General features: G+C 39.1%; 19 protein-coding genes. 12 read left to right on the plus strand and 7 right to left on the minus strand.

All coding sequences use genetic code 11. From position 1 onward, the window contains the following. Positions 1-23 precede the first annotated feature (23 nt). The 6 genes from IPH84_00935 (at position 24) to IPH84_00960 (ending at position 4,523) form a co-directional block, all read left to right on the plus strand. A complete protein-coding gene (locus tag IPH84_00935) occupies positions 24-611 on the plus strand; it encodes a sigma-70 family RNA polymerase sigma factor (protein MBK7171805.1) in 588 nt (195 codons plus the stop codon). Positions 612-683: 72 nt separating this feature from the next. Further along, the gene (locus IPH84_00940; protein ID MBK7171806.1) at positions 684-860 is read left to right on the plus strand and encodes a hypothetical protein; all 177 of its coding nucleotides are present in this window, start codon (positions 684-686) and stop codon (positions 858-860) included. Positions 861-958: 98 nt separating this feature from the next. Continuing rightward, entirely contained in the window at positions 959-1,600 is a 642-nt protein-coding gene (gene nth, locus IPH84_00945; GenBank protein MBK7171807.1) for an endonuclease III, read from the plus strand. A 60-nt stretch (positions 1,601-1,660) separates the two neighbouring features. Beyond that, positions 1,661-2,113, plus strand: coding sequence for a thioredoxin-dependent thiol peroxidase (gene bcp / locus IPH84_00950; GenBank protein MBK7171808.1), 453 nt, complete (start codon positions 1,661-1,663; stop codon positions 2,111-2,113). Between the two features lie 274 nt (positions 2,114-2,387). Then, the gene (gene recA / locus IPH84_00955; protein ID MBK7171809.1) at positions 2,388-3,386 is read left to right on the plus strand and encodes a recombinase RecA; all 999 of its coding nucleotides are present in this window, start codon (positions 2,388-2,390) and stop codon (positions 3,384-3,386) included. 123 nt (positions 3,387-3,509) lie between these two features. Beyond that, complete coding sequence (locus tag IPH84_00960) at positions 3,510-4,523, plus strand: tetratricopeptide repeat protein (protein ID MBK7171810.1); 1,014 nt, start codon at positions 3,510-3,512, stop codon at positions 4,521-4,523. Between the two features lie 78 nt (positions 4,524-4,601). Here the strand turns inward: IPH84_00960 and IPH84_00965 are convergent, their stop codons facing one another. From IPH84_00965 to rplS, 5 genes are all read right to left on the minus strand, one after another. Beyond that, positions 4,602-4,820, minus strand: a complete 219-nt coding sequence (locus tag IPH84_00965) for a hypothetical protein (GenBank protein MBK7171811.1) — start codon at positions 4,818-4,820, stop codon at positions 4,602-4,604. Position 4,821: 1 nt separating this feature from the next. After that, a complete protein-coding gene (locus tag IPH84_00970) occupies positions 4,822-5,529 on the minus strand; it encodes a M50 family metallopeptidase (GenBank protein MBK7171812.1) in 708 nt (235 codons plus the stop codon). A 2-nt stretch (positions 5,530-5,531) separates the two neighbouring features. Further along, complete coding sequence (gene feoB / locus IPH84_00975) at positions 5,532-8,048, minus strand: ferrous iron transport protein B (GenBank protein MBK7171813.1); 2,517 nt, start codon at positions 8,046-8,048, stop codon at positions 5,532-5,534. A gap of 109 nt (positions 8,049-8,157) precedes the next feature. Beyond that, positions 8,158-8,700: a DUF5063 domain-containing protein gene (locus IPH84_00980; protein ID MBK7171814.1), complete on the minus strand. Its 543-nt coding sequence runs from the start codon at positions 8,698-8,700 to the stop codon at positions 8,158-8,160. Between the two features lie 115 nt (positions 8,701-8,815). Then, a complete protein-coding gene (gene rplS, locus IPH84_00985; protein MBK7171815.1) occupies positions 8,816-9,172 on the minus strand; it encodes a 50S ribosomal protein L19 in 357 nt (118 codons plus the stop codon). A 223-nt stretch (positions 9,173-9,395) separates the two neighbouring features. On the opposite strand from rplS, the gene IPH84_00990 reads away from it, so the two are divergent. Beyond that, positions 9,396-10,553 (plus strand): aminotransferase class I/II-fold pyridoxal phosphate-dependent enzyme, encoded by a 1,158-nt coding sequence (locus tag IPH84_00990; GenBank protein MBK7171816.1) that lies wholly within the window; start codon positions 9,396-9,398, stop codon positions 10,551-10,553. A gap of 26 nt (positions 10,554-10,579) precedes the next feature. Next, positions 10,580-11,434, plus strand: a complete 855-nt coding sequence (locus tag IPH84_00995) for a hypothetical protein (GenBank protein ID MBK7171817.1) — start codon at positions 10,580-10,582, stop codon at positions 11,432-11,434. On the opposite strand, the gene trmD is transcribed toward IPH84_00995, so the two are convergent. Next, positions 11,423-12,097 carry a tRNA (guanosine(37)-N1)-methyltransferase TrmD gene (gene trmD / locus IPH84_01000; protein ID MBK7171818.1) on the minus strand — a complete coding sequence of 225 codons (675 nt, stop codon included), beginning with the start codon at positions 12,095-12,097 and terminating at the stop codon, positions 11,423-11,425. The genes IPH84_00995 and trmD overlap by 12 nt on opposite strands. 111 nt (positions 12,098-12,208) lie before the next feature. On the opposite strand from trmD, the gene IPH84_01005 reads away from it, so the two are divergent. Further along, positions 12,209-13,879: a S8 family serine peptidase gene (locus tag IPH84_01005; GenBank protein MBK7171819.1), complete on the plus strand. Its 1,671-nt coding sequence runs from the start codon at positions 12,209-12,211 to the stop codon at positions 13,877-13,879. Between the two features lie 915 nt (positions 13,880-14,794). After that, positions 14,795-15,361 (plus strand): helix-turn-helix transcriptional regulator, encoded by a 567-nt coding sequence (locus tag IPH84_01010; protein ID MBK7171820.1) that lies wholly within the window; start codon positions 14,795-14,797, stop codon positions 15,359-15,361. On the opposite strand, the gene ndk is transcribed toward IPH84_01010, so the two are convergent. Further along, the gene (ndk, locus tag IPH84_01015; protein MBK7171821.1) at positions 15,358-15,777 is read right to left on the minus strand and encodes a nucleoside-diphosphate kinase; all 420 of its coding nucleotides are present in this window, start codon (positions 15,775-15,777) and stop codon (positions 15,358-15,360) included. The two genes, IPH84_01010 and ndk, sit on opposite strands and share 4 nt — an antisense overlap. Positions 15,778-15,879: 102 nt before the next feature. On the opposite strand from ndk, the gene IPH84_01020 reads away from it, so the two are divergent. Both IPH84_01020 and IPH84_01025 read left to right on the plus strand, forming a co-directional pair. Next, positions 15,880-16,917 carry a bifunctional oligoribonuclease/PAP phosphatase NrnA gene (locus tag IPH84_01020; GenBank protein MBK7171822.1) on the plus strand — a complete coding sequence of 346 codons (1,038 nt, stop codon included), beginning with the start codon at positions 15,880-15,882 and terminating at the stop codon, positions 16,915-16,917. Then, complete coding sequence (locus IPH84_01025; GenBank protein ID MBK7171823.1) at positions 16,914-17,450, plus strand: FKBP-type peptidyl-prolyl cis-trans isomerase; 537 nt, start codon at positions 16,914-16,916, stop codon at positions 17,448-17,450. Before IPH84_01020 ends, IPH84_01025 begins: the two co-directional genes overlap by 4 nt. The last annotated feature ends 544 nt before the right edge of the window (positions 17,451-17,994 follow it).

Genomic DNA, 17,994 nt, shown 5'->3' on the forward strand with positions numbered 1-17,994 from the left:
TTTTACTAACTAATTCCGGAGCGATGGAAGCCCCCTTTGTTAGCGATCAGGAGCTAATAAGCGATTATCTGTCAGGTAATCACTCTAGTCTCGAGGTCCTTATTACACGCCACAAGCAAAAAGTATATTCTTACATTCTACTTGTTGTCAGAGACAGGCATCTGGCTGATGACATTTTCCAGGATACCTTTATTAAGGTTATTAACACCTTGAGATCGGGAACCTATAAAGAAGAAGGTAAGTTTATTCAATGGGTTATGCGCATTGCCCATAACCTGATTATTGATTTCTACCGTAAATCCAAGAGGATTCCTGTAGTTGAAAACAACCAGGAAGATGGGGACATCTTTGATAATCTGAGGATTATTGATGATTCTATTGAAGAAAGGATCATCGTTGACCAGATTCATGAGGATGTGAGACGCCTGATTAATTATTTACCCGAAGAACAACGGGAAGTATTACTGATGCGTCATTACGCTGATATGAGCTTTAAGGATATTGCCGAACAAACAGATGTTAGTATCAATACTGCTCTGGGAAGGATGCGCTATGCCCTTATCAATCTAAGAAAGATGATTGACAGGAAAGAAATTACGCTGACTGTCTAAAAAAAATCTTCCTAATTACAATAATAGGGTGTAATTCTCGTTTTCCTGGTATTGATAACCAATCCCAGGTGCATGACAAAACACTTTACTCTGGAAAACGTTCTTTTAAAAACCCGTTCAAATCGCCAGAATTCTCCTTCTTCCAGGATTCCTTCTAAGGAGAACCTGAAGATGATCTTACATTATTCATTGGCCCTTGAGGTTTTAAAAACGAACACGACAGGAAACTGCTTCCTGATTCTTAATTAAAATACTATAGCCCGCCGTCGAGCGGGTTTTTTTATTCCTTTCAATTCGGGATCTTTATGATTCCTATATTTGAATCAACAATGGAAATGAATTCCGGAATTTCCAACGCCCAGAGATATAAGATGTTCATTCAGTACTTCCAGGAAAATATGCCTGTAGCTGAAACTGAACTTAAGTTTAAAAGTCCCTATGAATTGCTGGTGGCTGTTATCCTTTCGGCTCAATGTACTGACAAAAGGGTGAACCTTATCACCCCTCCATTCTTTAAGGAATTTCCTGATGTAAGTTCTTTATCAAAAGCTTCTTCCGAACAAGTATTTGAACTTATAAAAAGTTGCTCCTATCCCAATAATAAGACTAAAAGCCTGATGGGAATGGCCAGGGAATTAATAAGCCTTTACAATGGAGTAGTACCGGAAGACATTGATGACTTACAGAAACTACCGGGAGTTGGAAGGAAAACTGCAAATGTGATCGCATCGGTAGTATTTAATAAACCGGCGATGGCTGTGGATACCCACGTGTTCAGAGTATCAGCAAGAATCGGCCTGACTCACAATGCCAAAACTCCATATGAGGCTGAAATGCAACTGGTAAAAGGAATACCGGAAGATCTCATTCCTAAAGCACACCATTGGCTCATTCTGCATGGAAGATATGTTTGTATTGCCCGAAAACCACTCTGTGAGACTTGTGGATTAAAAGAGTTTTGTAATTTTTATCTGGGAAAACAATCTTAAAAATTTATTGTTTATTATCGAAAGAGTAAAGGTTAAACAAACACTTAATAATATCTTCCAATGTCTGTATTAAAAAAAGGTGATCCCGCTCCATTTTTCGAAGGGACCGATCAAAATGGTAACATAATAAGTCTAGAAACACTTAAAGGAAGTAAACTGGTGCTGTATTTCTATCCTAAGGATGATACACCCGGTTGTACAGCCGAAGCATGTGATCTGAGGGACAATTATGATTCATTGCTAAAACAAGGTTATAAGGTTGTAGGAGTAAGTCCTGACCCGGGTAAATCGCACCAGAAATTTGCCGAAAAATACCATCTTCCTTTTCCATTACTTCCAGATCCTGAAAAAAATATTATCCAATCATACGGAGTTTGGGGGCCTAAAAAATTTATGGGAAAAAGTTATGAAGGAGTCCTTAGAACGACCTTTGTCATTTCTGAGGACGGACTGATCCAGGAAGTCATAAGTAAAGTAGATACGAAAAATCATACAAGCCAGATTCTGGGCTGATCCTTAATATGGGGGCGTTTTAGAAAGGGTTATTGTTAATAAATAATTCCAAGAATCCGGTTTTCACCCGGATTTTTTCATGCCAATCTGTCTATATTTGTCAAAGAGAATATTGATTCCACTCTGGTAGGTACAAATAACTGTGTTCTAATACATTACACCCATCACCTTCATAAGGGAAGTGGCTGAAAATGCAATTCCTTTTATGGTTGGGATTCAATATTATCCTAATTTTTACAACAATATCATCAATGAAATTTTAATATTACAAATTATGAGTAAAGACGAGAAAACAGACAAATTAAATGCACTGAAACTGACCCTCGATAAGCTCGAGAAAACATACGGGAAAGGTACCATTATGAAGCTTGGTGATCAGGCAATCGATGATACTCCTGCTATTTCAACAGGTTCACTCGGTTTGGATGCTGCATTAGGAATTGGTGGTTTACCAAAAGGGCGTGTCGTTGAAATCTACGGACCTGAATCTTCTGGTAAAACAACCCTGGCTTTGCATGTAATCGCTGAATCCCAAAAAACCGGGGGAATAGCTGCCTTTATTGATGCTGAACATGCTTTTGACCGCACCTATGCTCAACGCCTGGGTGTTGATATTGAAAACCTGCTGATTTCCCAGCCTGATAACGGGGAACAGGCTTTGGAAATTGCTGATAACCTGATACGCTCGGGTGCTATTGATGTAATTGTAATCGATTCTGTCGCAGCACTGACACCTAAAAGTGAAATTGAAGGGGAAATGGGTGACTCAAAAATGGGCCTTCAGGCCAGGTTAATGTCACAGGCCCTTAGAAAATTGACCTCAACTATCAGCAAAACAGGTTGCTGCTGCATTTTTATCAACCAACTCAGGGAAAAAATCGGTGTTATGTTCGGAAACCCTGAAACTACTACCGGTGGTAATGCCCTTAAATTCTATGCATCAGTTCGCCTCGATATCCGCAGACAAACCCAGATCAAGGAAGGTGATACTGCTATCGGTAATCATGTAAAGGTTAAAGTCGTCAAGAACAAAGTAGCCCCTCCATTCCGTTCAGCAGAATTTGACATCATTTATGGAGAAGGTATTTCCAAGTATGGTGAAATCATCGACATTGGTGTAGAACATAATATTATCAAGAAAAGTGGCTCATGGTTCAGCTATGGGGAAACCAAACTTGGACAGGGAAGAGATGCGCTTAAAAAATTACTAGCCGATAATCCCGAACTCTGCGAGGAAATTGAAAAACTGGTCGTTGCAGCAATAAAACCCTGACGATCCGACTAATTATTTAAATCAATACTCCTTCTTTGATCATTATCAGGGAAGGAGTATCTATTTTTGCAGAAAATGTAGTACTCGCTTCGCAATTCAAATTTTACCCAAATACCTTTTTGAATGAAATACTTACTTTTCATTAGCATTCTGATCCTTCAAATCCAGCTTATTTCATGTAAGCCGAAATCAAAAGGTCCTGATAAAAATCTGGACACCGACCAGGAACTTGCTATTCTGAATGCAGCAATCTCTGAAAACGATAAGGATATGAGCCTCTACCTGAAAAGGGCAGAGTACTTTATCAATCATCAGAAACTGAATGATGCACTGGCTGACCTTAATATTGTACTTAATTCAGAGCCTAAGAATACCCATGCTCTGCTATCTCTGTCAAAGGTACATGTTATGATGGGGAAACCTCAACAGGCACTGGAAGCGCTCAATTCAATCAATAGCCTGGATCCGGCTAACAAGGAAGCATACCTGGAAAAGGCTAAACTCTACCTCGTAATGAAAGATTATGAGAATTGTGCACTCTCAGTTGAAAAAGTGCTTGAACTGGACCCAAAAACTGCTGATGCATATTATATCAAAGGAGTCGCCCTGGATGAGAATAACGAAAAACTCAAGGCAGTTGAAGCTTTCAGGATGGCAGTACAGCATGATCCAAAACATTATGATGCCTTGATGCAACTGGGTTATTCATTTACCAGTTCAAAGCCTGCCATGGCAATGGATTATTTTAGTAATGCAATAAAGGCAGACTCATCAAGCCTCGAAGCCATGTATAACCTCGGAATGTTGTACCAGGAAAATGAAAAACCTGTCTTGGCTTTGGAACAATATGCCCGTATGCTGAAGATCGATCCTGAAAATAAACTCGCTATCTACAATTCCGGCTATGTCAACCTTGTGTATCAAAAGGACTTTGATAAAGGAATTGATTTTTTTTCTAAGGCGGTCAGTCTCGATTCAACCTTTGCCGATGCTTATTTTAACAGGGGCTATTCCTATGAATTAAAAGGTGATAAGCCAAAAGCACGCCTGGATTATGAAAGGGTCCTGAAACTGCGGGTCAATGACGAAAAAGCCGCAAAAGGTCTTAACAGGCTTGATAAATCTTCAGGAAAATAATTTCTTTGATTTCAGAAAACAGATTGAATGAGAATAATCATTCAGTAGATTCAGTTTTTATGGCATTGGCTAACTGAACTAAACCTGACTTTTGACAACAGGGGGCACTGTTTCCTTTACTGGCATGTTGAGTAGCTTACGGTCCAGGATTTCCTTCTTTAGTTTCACAGTATCACAGCCACAACCGCTGCTGCAGCCTACTTCATTCTTTTTTTCAGGCAGAAACATCCTGAAAAGTTTCCACCCCGCATATAACAGGGTTAAAGCCAGGATACTGTATGTGAGGATCTCTTGCATGCTACGATGAAATGATGTCTTTCAATGGTGGGAAATACTTCAGGATGGCTAAATATGCCATAATTCCTGAGAAAACTAAAAACAGGATGGACCAGATCACTGCAGGTACCTTGGTGAATTTATGCAGATTTGTGGCATCGCCCGCTTTCTTTGGGGTTTTGATAGTGATTACAAATAAAACAACAGAACTTAGTACAGCATCAGTAAGCACAATTAAGGAGAAAAAAGTTGCTGCAATAAAAATCCAGTTGCCGTCATTGATGTATATAAGTAACAAATTAAGCAGTGAGAATGTTCCGGCCCAGAATAATCCATAACCATTTCGGATGGAAAGGACCATTAATAACAAGGTTAAACTTGCAAAGAAAAAAAGTATATATAAATAATAACCATTTGATAGCATGAACATCAGAATGAATCCAATAATGGCAGAAAGAGGGTAACCTGCTGCAGCTATCAGTACCTGGAAAAATTTGTTACTTGCTTTCGTGACTGTATTCCCGGAGGTATCAGCAAATATATTAATAGCAATTACTTCACCACTAAGCAACAAAGTCATAAATGCATGTCCTGCCTCATGAATCAGCGTATTGACACTCCTGAAGTATTTTCCAGCCACCGGAATACGGGTCAGTAACAACACCACACCTAAAATGAGGTAGAAAACGAGGGTTCTTTGATGAATTAAGGTTTCAAAAAAATCTTTCATAACTAAACAAACAAACTTCCAACCTGGTAAAATATTAATGATGCCAAATAAGCCAGGACTGTAGTGTATACCACAATGAATGCAGCCCATTTCCAACTCCCCGATTCCCTGCTAATGGCTGAAATCACTCCAATACAGGGGAAATAGATGAGTATAAATAACATGAAACTCATGGCAACCAATGGGGTGAAAACTGCTTCTCCAATTTTTGATCCATAGGTATACTGCTGGGTCTGAAGCCTGCTGGCAAGGGTCTTATCTGCATTGGGTGCATTCATATCTGATTGGTACAAAATACCCAAAGTACCTACCACTACCTCCTTGGCTGATACCCCGGAAAGAATGGCGACACTCATTTTCCAGTCAAAACCTAATGGCCTCATTGCCGGCTCCATAAAATGCCCGATACGACCAATGAATGAGTTTTTCTGCAATTCTGAATTATATTGAAGCTGAATCACGGATAGCTCTGCTCTTTCCTGGTCCTTAAGTGTAAGTATTTCCGCATCAGTCAGATTTGGACTTTTCATCGACTCAATGTACTTCTTCTGAACTTCTTCTTTCAGCACCTGGTATTTCTTTTCATCCGAAACCTGGTGTGGGAAATATCCCAGAGCCCAGATGATAATGGAAGCAATTAAGATTACACCTCCAATTTTGCGAAGGTATTGTACTGCCCTGCTCCACATATGTCTTACAACTGAGCGAACTGTGGGCACTCTGTAAGGGGGCAGTTCCATGACAAACGGAACATCTTTCTTCCTGAATAAGGTCTTACGAAACAATAGGGCAGAACCAATGGCAAGCAATATTCCAAAACTGTACATTCCGAAAAGGATACTGCCCTGGTAGTCTTTGAAAAATGCAGTAATAAATAGAATATACACAGGTAAACGGGCACTGCACGACATGAATGGATTGATCAGCATTGTAATGATCCGGTCACGACGGCTTTCGATTACCCTGGTGGAAAGGATGGCCGGAACATTACAGCCGAATCCCATCACTAAGGGTATGAAAGACTTCCCATGAAGGCCAATTTTATGCATCAGTTTATCCATGATGAATACAGCCCTTGCCATATAACCGGAATCTTCCATTAAGGCAATGAATAGGTATAGCAGGAGGATATTGGGAAGGAATACAATGACACCACCTACACCACCTATAATTCCCTGTATCAATAGGTCCCTGAACATCCCATCAGGCAGTGCTGTCTGAAGCTCTGCTGAAATAAACTGAACAAGCCATTCAATCCCCCGCATAGGATAATTGCCTAACTTGAAAGTACTATAGAACGTTACCCACATGAAAAATACAAAGACAGGAATTCCCCACACCTTATGAGTGATAATGGTATCGATAACCTCACTTTTTCTTCTCTGGGTTTTCGGATTTGGAATCAAAGTCTCAGCAAGGGCTCCTGCAATAAACCCATATTTGGCATCAGCAACCAGGGTTTCACTATCTTCTTTGAGTTCGTTTTCAATCCTGGTGATCTCTTCCTGGCTAACATTAATGATATCGTCAGCATTAGAAAAAGTTCTCACAAGATTTCTGGCCGAACGATCCTTTTCGATCAGTTTTATGGAAAGAAACCGGGAAGATATCGTTGTCATAAAATCGACATTCCCGGGAATCCGAATCTTTTGTTGAATATTTTGTATCGCCTGCTCCAACGATTTTCCATAGTTGATATGAATGTGCCTTGTGGTTTCATCACGGCCTTCATATACTTCTATGATCTTCTGAAAGAGTTCCTGAATCCCTTTCCCCTTTGAGGCAACAGTATGAACGAAAGGAACTCCCAGCATCTTACCCAGGTATTCACTATCAAGTTTGTCCCCGGTCCTGTGAAGCTCGTCATACATATTTAACGCGACCACAACCTGGATATCCATATCAATCAACTGGGTCGTCAGGAATAGGTTCCGTTCAAGGTTAGATGAATCAACCACATTCACAACAATATCAGGGAGTTTTTCGCTGATAAAATTCCTGACATACAACTCCTCCGGAGAATAGGCTGTAATCGAATAAGTGCCAGGCAGATCAGTGATAATAATATTGTAATCATTCAGCCTGAAATGTGCCTCTTTTGCATCTATAGTCACACCACTATAATTTCCAACCCTTTCCTTTGAACCGGAAGCATGATTAAAAAGCGTTGTTTTACCTGAGTTTGGATTTCCGACCAGACAAACATTTATAACCTTACCCTTGGGAGCCGAATAGGCAACCTCCTGTTCTGTTTGAAACGTCCCGGAATAGTTAATTTCAGGAACTTTACCTTCAGTCAGTTCACTAACTTCAATAAGTTTGGCTTCACTATTCCGAAGGGTGACATTATATCCCAGAATATTGTATTCAACAGGGTCTTGTAAGGGGGCTTTTTTCACTACAGTGACCTCTTTGCCCACTATAAACCCCATTTCAGTAATTCGCTTACGGAATGCACCTCTGCCTTTCACTTTCGTGATAACGGCTTTCTCTCCAAGAGCTACATCCAGTAAGGTCACAATGAATTATTTTTATTTAGTCTAAATAATGTACAAAGGTAAGAAATACATCAATGAATTTTAGATATACATCTTAAATATTGGAAGGTAGGAGCAGGGGGAGGGTTATTTATTCTTCCTCCAGTTCAAAATCACTTGTCTCCTTGGTTTTAATCAACCTGGAATGAAGGATTATCTGGGCTTTAAGCAGCTTGTAGCCCCAATTTTCAATGAAATATTTCCGGATATTAAATGCTGCAAATTGCCTGGCTAAAAGAGTGTTTTTTGTCATCAACCAGGCAAAATCTTTCATGTCCTGGTAAACATCCGCATAGATCTCAGATAGCTGGAAGGTCTGAATATCTTCACCGGTTTCCTGAATTGGGTCAAAGAATCGAAACTTGTCTGCTTCTCCCAACTTATTTCTTATACTATTAAATACCTGTTCCCACTGTTCCTCGGTAACCATTCTTTCATCACCCCCTTCTTCCGGTTCAGGGGTCACAGGGAACAATAAACCCTTGATATAAAGAATAGGACTAACCTTCTGAAGAAAGATCAATAAATCATCCTTTTCAACTTGTTCCAGTTTTTCCATCATAATGCAATATTCCCCTGCCAGGGTAAGCATTTCAATGAGATGGCGTTCGAGTACCTGTGATTCTTCCTGCATAATATAATAATTGAGTCTGCAAATATAGAAACATCGACTGAGGATGAAAATATGGAAGAAATAAGAAAAAAAAAGGCTGTCATAAATGGACAGCCCTGAAAATATTGAGAAATGCTTACATGCGTTTTTCTTTGATACGTGCTTTCTTCCCTTTGAGCTTACGCAGGTAGAAAATCCTGGCCCTACGAACAGCACCATGTTTATTGACTTCAATTTTATCAATAAATGGAGAAAATACAGGAATAATCCTTTCAACACCAACAGTTCCGGAAACCTTGCGAACAGTAAAAGTTTCTGTAGCACCTTCACCTGAACGCTGTAGAACTACTCCCTGGTATTGCTGAATACGTTCCTTATCACCTTCCTTAATCTTATAATGGATCGTAATAGTATCCCCAGCCTTGAATGTAGGTAACTGCTGCTTTGTAACGAAATGTTCTTCAACATATTCGATTAACTTCTTCTTGCTCATTGCTTTATCTATTATTATTGCGTGTTCGTAAAAAAAGGAGTGCAAAGATACGTTTTAATTCTGAAAAAAAACAAATTGTGTTGTTAATTTTCTACAGACAATTGTTAATAACTCTTTGTATCCACCTGCAAACTGACCAATTTTCTATTTGATACATTTGTATTCCAGACAAAAAATGAGTTAAACCTTGCACGGATAAATCCACTTGATACCCCGCAAAGATATGGATATCTCATATATTATCAATGTTTTAGGAGAAGAACTGGGGGAAGATGTCAATCCGGTTTCTCCACCGATCTACCAGACCAGCAACTTTTATTTCAAATCAGTTGAACAATTCAGGGATGCCATTACCCATGAAAAAGATCACTGGATTTACTCCAGGGGAAATAATCCGACCATCAACCTGCTTACAAAAAAAATGGCGGCTCTGGAAGGTGCTGAAGATGCACTGGTCTTTGCAAGTGGAATGGCTGCAATCTCTTCATCAATAATGGCTAATGTCAGGACCGGGGACCATGTTATCTGTGTATCTGAACCCTACTCATGGACAGAAACCCTGCTAACCAGGAACATCCTGCCAAAATTCGGGATAGAAGTAAGCATGATCCATGGGGATAACATTGATGAATATAAAACCTGCATCCGCCCCAATACACGGCTCATCTACCTGGAAAGTCCCAATTCGTGGACATTCAGATTGCAGGACCTGGAAGCAGTGGCCAAACTGGCGAAAGACAACAACATTATTACAATCATCGACAATAGTTGCTCAACGCCATTATTTCAGCAGCCTATCAGCATGGGTATCGACCTGGTTTGCCATACTGCTTCCAAATACCTTGGTGGCCATTCTGATACAGTTGCCGGAGTTTGCTGTGGTTCCAGGGAAATGATAGATAAAATCTTTCATAATGAATTTCTCACCCTTGGAGGTATCCTTTCTCCATTTAATGCCTGGCTGATCATCAGGGGACTAAGGACCTTGCCGCTCAGACTTGAAAGGATATCCAACACCACCAAAGAAGTGATCAAATATCTTGAAAATCAGCCGGCTGTAAGTGAGATATACTATGCATCACATCCAAACCATCCTCAACAGGAATTGGCTTCCCGTCAGATGAAAATGGGCAGTGGATTGTTCACCATAAAAACCAGGGTTACTGATATTGCTAAAATTGAAGCCTTCTGTAATTCATTAACTTACTGGCGAATGGCAGTTTCCTGGGGAGGATATGAATCCCTTATTATTCCATCCTGCACCTTTGTAAGACCGGGACTCTACAGCAAACTCCCTCCAAACCTGATAAGGTTCTCGGTGGGATTGGAAGATCCCGAAGTTCTCATCAATGATCTGGATAAGTCAATGCATTATCTTTAAGCGGATGGAAAATAGGAGTATGCACCATGTACCACAAGTTTGACAGATATGTTAAAACATGGGTTGAATATATTGCTTTTGGCAATTTCATCATAGCATTTTGCGCGGTATCACTTACCTGGCAAACTACTGAAATAATACTGGACGATACAGATCCAAAAATGCTTTTACTGGTATTTTTTGCCACATTGAGCAGTTATTGTTTCCATGCCTACTTTAAACCCACTGGCAATGCCTTGACAGAAAGAATCTTATGGATACAACAACACAGAAAGTTCCTGTTAATTCTATCTGTTTTATCATTGTTCATCACGTTTTGTATTCTCTTTTTCCTGCCCGGGAAATGGCTCCCAATCCTTATTCTGGCCATTTTCACTTTTATCTATTCACTACCGAGGCTGATATCTTCTGATTCCTTTATCCTGAAATGGATTATCTACCTGAAAACCATCTACCTGGCAATTATCTGGACCATCGTTACTTCTCTCTTGCCACTTTATAACGATGGGATCGAATGGAGTCAGACATTGATTTTAATCGTTACCTATCATTTCCTGTTAATTTTCCAGCTTTGTATGCTATTTGAATACAAAGACCGCTGCATCACGCAGAAGGATAAAAATATACTGTTCTTCAGGCCTTTAAATTTGGATATATCATTCTACCTTTCACTGACCGGGATGCTTTTCTTATCATTCTGCTTCTATAATACGGGAGGTGATTCAGAGCATCTCTTCTCCATGCTATTGCCGGTTGTGTACCTCACATCCATCTATAGGAAATCTAAAGTTGATTGTTCCGATGCATGGTATTCACTGGCCGTGGATGCCACCATGATCATTCCGGGATTATTTCTTTTGATATCGTATTTATTGAAGTAGCCCTGGCCGCCTTTCCCGGGTTCTTTCCAGGGATTTTTCCATCTGCCATTTCCTGATCTCTTTTTCATTCCCTGATAACAATACATCCGGAACTTTCCATCCTTTGTATTCAGCAGGCCGTGTATAAACTGGTGGCGATAATAAATTATCCTGGAATGAATCTGATAGGGCAGAGGTCTCATCATTAAGCACTCCGGGTATAAGTCGAATAATAGAATCTGACAAAACAGCAGCCGCCAGCTCTCCCCCGGATAATACATAGTCACCAATTGATATTTCCATGGTGATAAAATGCTCTCTTAAGCGTTCATCAATGCCTTTATAATGTCCGCAAAGCATTATTAAGTTTCCTTTAAGAGAAAGTATATTCGCCGTTGGCTGATCGAGTAAAAGACCATCAGGAGTAAGGAAAATGATCTCATCATACTCACGTTCCGACTTAAGTTTGTCAATACAATCAGCGATGGGCTGAATCATCATTACCATCCCGGCATCACCACCAAAGCCATAATCATCCACATTCCGGTGTTTATTGCTGGCATAGTCGCGTATATTATGGATGAAAATTTCAACCAACCCTTTGCTGACGGCTCGTTTAATGATGGAATGATCAAAAGGCCCTGCAAACATTTCAGGGAAAATGGTTAAGATATCAATGCGCATGGATGTAAATTCAATAAGACAAAAGTAAGCAAGATGAAGATGCCGGCCCGAATCTGATTTAAACAAGAATGTGAGATATTTGTTACCTTTGTAAATAATACTAAACGGCTTATGAAACTCATCTCAATTATATTACTGCTTCTGGCTATCCAGACTGCTCTTATTGCTCAATCAAACACTGCTTTTTTTCTTGTGAATTTCAAAGATAAAGGCAATTCTGCCCACCTTAAATCAACCCCTGAAACTTTCCTTTCCAGGAAATCTCTTGAAAGGCGACAAAAGCAGAATATTAGTATTGAAACTTCAGATCTTCCTGTAAATCAATATTATGTCAACCAGGTAACTTCCCTGGGAGCAAAAATTATTACAAAGTCCAGGTGGTTTAACTATGTGGTAATTGAATGCCCGCCTGCAACCATAGAGGCATTGGAAGAGCTTACTTTCATAAAAAAAATATCTCCCCTGGATAATTCCAAAACAGATGTTACTGAAAATACTTCAAAATCATTTTTTCGAAACGAAAGCTTTGCACCTAATTCAAAGGGAAATATAAAATCAGTTTCATCCAACACCTATAGTTATGGTTCCGGTGAAAACCAGATTACAATGATGAAAGGGGAATTTCTTCATAATCATGGTTTTAGCGGACAAGGAATGACAATTGCAGTGCTTGATGCAGGTTTCAATAGTGTTGATTTTCTTCCTGCATTTGATAGTCTCCGATTGAATAACCAAATAAAGGGAGTAAAAGATTTCGTTGATCCTGCGGGTAATGTCTATAATACCAATATTAGCGCACATGGTACGATGGTACTATCAACCATGGCAGCCCTGATTCCCGGCGAGTTGGTAGGTACAGCCCCTAAAGCGGATTATTGGTTGCTCCGGTCAGAAGATGCAGCATCCGAATATATAATGGAAGAATACTACTGGGTTAATGCAGCAGAATATGCCGATAGCATTGGAGCCGATCTTATCAATTCTTCCCTGGGATACACCACGTTTGATGATCCTGCTTCCAATCACACCTATGCTGACATGGACGGCAATACCACATACATCACATTAGGAGCCGATATGGCAGCATCAAAAGGTATCCTGGTAGTCAATAGCGCTGGTAACTCAGGGGCTGATCCCTGGACCTATATTGGAGCCCCTGCTGATGGGGATAGCGTCTTCACAGTTGGAGCAGTGGATGCTTTTGGTAATTATGCGTATTTCAGCTCAAAAGGTCCGACCTCAGATGGACGTATAAAACCAGTGATCTCCTCTCAAGGACAAAACTCAGCAGTTTATAGCCCATGGGGCCTGGGATTCGGAAGTGGTACATCATTTTCTTCACCCATTATTGCCGGCATCACAGCATGTTACTGGCAGGCTGCACCCTTACTAACCAATATGCAGATTATTGAGAATATAAAATCAACTGCCAGCCTGGCCACAGCCCCTGACACCTTAATCGGGTGGGGAATACCAAATTTTGCCGATGCTTATTATGCACTTGGAATATCGCAGGTAGAAGAGAGTATCCTGGCTGGAAAACTAAAAACATATCCTAACCCATTCAATGATGTTCTGGAGGTACAGGGTGATGTGTCTGAAGGACAGGCTGTAGTTGAAATCTTCACAATGCAAGGGAAAAAGATTTATGTAAATGAACAGTTGATTCATCGGAATACTGCTTTCAACCTTACAGGACTATCATTCCTTCCGTCCGGTATCTATATCCTTAAAGTTAGATCTCAGGGTGCAGTTCTGACAACTAAGATTCAGAAAAGCTAAATCCTTTTAAAATTATCCTTCTTTTTCTAATGAGACCCTTTTCAATCCATTGGGTGTAGTTGCTTTTATGTCATGATGGATTCGTAATCCGGATTTTCTATAATAAGTATCAAGCACTTTTTTCTCTGCATATTATTGACTCCTTTAAATATATCATATTACATATATGAATATATTAAATCTGTTTATCAGCTCAAATAACATCTTATTTTTTATTACGGCTTACTCTCATAGATCATTCATGAAGAAATAAACAGTTTACAACGCCGATAGAACTCAATATTTTCTCCTTTATCAGGGAGAATAGGGGAATATTTCACCTATGAGCACTTAAAAGGTAAAAAGCTCGGATCTGCGATCCAGGCATAATTTAAACATTCAGAAATAATGACCTGTTGAAACTTATCACTAATCTCTTGGGTAGGAGGGAGCAATTAATTTTTGAGATATAGTTTTAATAAAAACTACCAATAACATCTGTAAACATACAAATGTAATCTGTATAATTACAAATGTACACTTGTATACAAGCATTTGATTACAGATGTCTATATTGCTATAAATGAGAGAAGTAAACATTTGTATTCTTCGAGTTAACAAATGTAATCTGACAATCCAGATATTTAGACAGAAAATTAATAGATATTGAATTATAATAACCTGATATTCTGTTTATAATGAGATTTATATGAAGTAATACATTAATAAAAAGCCCTGTTTATTTGGCCTTGTAATATATATAATATATACACTTTAATTATTTGTTTATCAACATTATAAGCATATTTACTTACATAATATATTTAAAGATCAACTACAGTGATTACAGTTCGAAATAGACAACATTTTTCCAGTAACATATGTAATAATAAATAACTACATTTGTAGAAATTTCAAATAATTAAGATTACGATTGTGAAAGATCGAATTATACTTTTGATTAGGGCATTGAATTATACTTCTGCCCAATTTGCAGATGAGATAGGTGTTCAGAAGTCAGGAATCTCACATATCATTTCTGGCAGAAATAATCCCAGTCTCGATTTTGTCCAGAAGATACTGCAGCGATTTCCTGAAGTAAATATGGAATGGTTGATCATGGGTAAAGGGTCAATGATAAAGGGAGAGACTCAAAAAGTTCCGGAAGCAGAAAATAATCTTTTTCCTTCTTCAGCAGGAAATAATCAAGCCTTTGACCTGTTTAGTGCACAAATATCCCCTGCATTTGAGGATAATGAAGCTGTAAAATCACCTGAAATACTTACGGAAACAATGCCTGCGGAAGATATTTCCACTGGTTCTCCATCTTTACCAAGTTTTGATGAACCCACTCCATTATCCAGAAAGCAGGAAAGTGAACCCGATAAAAAGGGAAAAACCACTATAGAAATGGATTCTATAGTGGTTAAACATAAAAAGGTAGAAAAGATACTCTTCTTTTATACTGACAGATCGTTCCTGGAATATTACCCGGAGTCCTAGATTCTTTCAAAATGATTAAAAAAGAAGCTGCTTTCTAATTCTGCATTTGAATCGGAATCAGAACCATGAACAGCATTATTCTGAATATTCTTCGCATAGAGTTTTCTGATAGTACCTTCAGCAGCCTGTTCCGGATTCGTTGATCCAATAAGCTCCCTATAGGCTTCTACAGCATTTTGCTTCTCCAGAACAGCTGCAATCACCGGTCCTGAGGTCATGAATTCTACCAGGCCACTGAAAAATGGTCTTTCTTTATGAACTGCATAGAATGCTTCAGCCTGTGATTTATTCAAATGAACCAGCTTTAAAGCTTTAATTCCAAATCCATGTTTCAGGATATGGTCAATTATTAATCCACTGTTCCCGGCTTCGACAGCATCGGGTTTAATCATTGTAAATGTAATTGTACCTGACATCATTATTGTTTTTAGTTATGCAAATATATTGTATTAACGATATCTAAGGTATAATGTTTAAAATTGGTACTTTTGCAATCCAAATAATCGACTTACATACTATTGAACAGACTCGACAACGTTGTTGAATATTTCAGGAAGCTGATTTCTTCTCCGGTCAGTGTATTAATCACTGCACATTATAATCCTGATGGAGATACAATCGGTGCCTCACTGGCGCTTATGCATTTCCTCAAACCTTTGGGCCATGATGTTAAGGTATTGGTTCCCAATGAGCCTCCATCATTTCTTCATTGGATGCCTGGCTGTAGTGAACTCATAATTTACCAATCTGATCCTGAAGTTGGAAATGAATTAATATCTGATGCCGACCTGATCTTCTGCATGGATTATAATTCAAGCAGTCGTGTTAAGTTTTTCTCGAAACAACTGGATGATTCTCAAGCTACTAAGGTAATGATTGACCATCATCCTTTTCCTTCCAATGAATTTGACCTTTCAATTTCTGTGACTGAAGTTTCCTCAACATCTGAGTTACTATTCAATTTGCTTGATGAAGCGGGCTATAGTGAATCTGTTACCAGGGAAATGGCTGAATGCATGTTTACAGGAATTATGACTGATACAGGCTCTTTCAGCTATTCATGTAACCGGCCTGAAACCTTCAATATCACTTCCAGGTTGATATCTACCGGTATCAATATTGAAAAGATTCACCGGATGGTTTATGATACCTATTCTGAAAGCAGAATGCGCCTCCTGGGACATTGTCTTGGGGCAAGGTTAAAAGTCCTTCCCCAATTTTCTACGGCATATATCTGGCTCACAAAATCTGACCTTGAAGATTTTGATTATAAACCCGGTGACACTGAAGGTGTAGTGAATTATGCTTTAAGTATTCAAAATGTTTGTCTTGCTGCTTTATTTACTGAAAGAGAGGATCGTATCCGGATATCACTCCGTTCAAAAGGTGATTTTTCGGTTAATGAGTTTGCCAGGAAACATTTTCAGGGTGGAGGTCATAAAAATGCCGCCGGAGCTGATTCGATGGAATCTATGGAACTCACATTAAAGCACTTTGAGGCTCTCCTGGTGGAATACCAGGCAAGTTTAACCTCAAATATGGAAGACTACCTATGAGGACATACATGATGATGCTTTTAGTAAGCACGATGATATTCTCCAGTTGCTCTCAAACTCATGTGGAAAAGAATGGAGTATTACCTGGTAATAATCAGTTGAATGAAGAAATCATCAATGCTAATAAAAAGGTAGTCGATCTGGAGGACCAACAAATCAAGAACCTTATTAAACGATATGGCTGGGAAATGATTGAGACCGGCACAGGACTAAGGTATATGATAAATCAGGAAGGAAATGGTGAAAAGCCTGTTATTGGAGATATAGCTACGATTAACTATGAAATACGACTGATCGCTGGCGAAGTGGTGTATTCTTCAAAGGAATCAGGCCCAAAAACCTTTAGAATAGGAAGTGGTGGAGTAGAAGGAGGGCTTGAAGAAGCCATACTGCTTTTGCGGGTGGGAGATAAAGCAAAAATAATCATGCCCTCGCATTTGGCTCACGGTCTTATTGGAGATCAGAACCGAATCCCGGGCAAGGCTACCTTGATCTACGACCTGGAATTCGCCGGAATTGAAAGAGCGAAATAATAATTGTAATCTGTCAGAATAATTAATAATCAATTAAATTCAAAATCCTTAAAAATGAGAAAACTAAGTGTAATCACCTTGCTTTTGGTTGCTGCAGCATTAATTCTCTATTCATGCTCCAAGTATCCAGGCTATAAAAAGTCCGACAATGGCTTTTACTATAAATTTTATGTTGAAAACAAAGATTCAATTAAAGCCGATACCAATTTTATCCTGACTTTACAAATTAAATACCAGGTTAAGATAGATGGAAAGGATAGCGTATTCTTCGATTCTAAAGAGATGGCCAAACCGTTCCAGATTAGTCTGCAAACACCGCAATTTAAAGGTGATGTCTTCGATGCTTTTTCAATGCTTCACCAGGGTGATAGTGCCTCTTTTATCCTGAATGCTAAAGATTTTTTCACAAAAACAGCTCAATATCCTTCTGTTCCTGCAGGAATTGATAGTACAAGCATGATTTATTTCTATGTGAAAGTACTTAGTATTGAGTCTTTGGAACAGATGAAGAAAGCCGAAGAAGCCCGTGCGATGAAGTTCAAAG

The sequence above is a fragment of the Bacteroidales bacterium genome, from assembly GCA_016707785.1.
In the GTDB taxonomy this organism is placed as follows: Bacteria; Bacteroidota; Bacteroidia; order Bacteroidales; family UBA4417; genus UBA4417.